Consider the following 1,278-nt stretch of genomic DNA (forward strand, 5'->3'; position numbering starts at 1 on the left):
AGATATTGCAATATGGATAAAACATATATTTTGTCCAGGCAGTATATTAACGGGCATGTTGAAAGCCTGCAGGTATCGAATGTATCCCAATAAAGAGCAGAGAGAATTGTTCTTTAAACATTTCGGGGGGGCTTGTAGGTTTGTTTACAATTGGGCTTTGGAAAACAAACTGAAATCATATGAATCGGATGGAAAATCGATTTCAAGATTTTCGTTAAATAAGATGTTACCCGAATTAAAAGACGAACACGTTTGGCTAAAGGATGTGTATTCTCAGTCTTTGCAGGGTGCAACACTTAATCTTGAGAATGCTTTCACTCACTTCTTCAGAGAAAAAAAAGGTTTTCCAAAGTTCAAATCACGGAAGAATCCCATTCAGTCATTCTCAGTTCCTCAACATTATGTTGTGGATTTTGATACCTACAAAGTTAAGCTCCCAAAGATTGGTTGGATCAAAACGAGGTTACACCGAAGATATGAGGGTGCAGAGAAATCTGCAACGGTGTCGAGAACACCGACCGGCCAATTCTACATCAGCATCCTGGTTGATGATGGATTAGATTATCCTGAAAAACAGCCGTTTGACGAGAAGACTACCGTTGGAATTGATGTGGGTATTAAGGATTTTGCCGTCCTGTCCAGCGGAAAGAAGATCAACAATCCGAGACATCTCAATAGTTCTCTTCTGCGAATGAAGGTCTTACAGAGACGGTTGAGCAGGAAACAAAGAGGTTCCAACAACAGAGAAAAGTCAAAATTATCAGTAGCGAAACTCCACGAGAAGATCAGCAATCAAAGAAATGATTTCCAGCATAAGATCTCTTTTAGATTAATATGCGAGAACCAAGCAATAGCGCTGGAAACACTGAATGTTGCAGGGATGTTAAAAAATCATCGTCTGGCACAACATATCGCAGATGCATCGTGGAGTTCGTTTGTTACAAAACTGGAATATAAGGCACAACGTCAGGGAAAAACTATCCTGCGTATCGGTCGGTTTGAACCATCGACTAGGATATGCAGTGTTTGTGGCCATTACAATGGTGGGTTGACTCTGGCTGACAGGGATTGGGTTTGTCCCGACTGTGGATCAAACCATGACCGGGATATCAATGCTGCGATCAATATCAAAAAATTCGCACTTGACAGACAAAATTTAATTGGAGTTTAACACCTTCGGAACGAGGGGTTGGGCCTGTGGACTCGTGAACATAAGTTCGGGGGGGTATGAAGCAGGAAGCCCCCTGAGTCTTTAGCTCAGGGGGGGTAGTTCACATT

General features: G+C 41.9%; 1 protein-coding gene. It reads left to right on the forward strand.

Annotated features, from left to right (window positions below; genetic code table 11):
* Nucleotides 1-1,171, forward strand: a 1,171-nt coding sequence (gene tnpB / locus JCM10550_RS16480; RefSeq protein WP_245619425.1) for an IS200/IS605 family element RNA-guided endonuclease TnpB, incomplete at its 5' end; no start/stop codon positions are given.
* Between the last annotated feature and the right edge of the window lie 107 nt (nt 1,172-1,278).

Origin of the sequence: Methanogenium cariaci JCM 10550, from assembly GCF_001315945.1 — an archaeon.
GTDB lineage: Archaea > Halobacteriota > Methanomicrobia > Methanomicrobiales > Methanomicrobiaceae > Methanogenium > Methanogenium cariaci.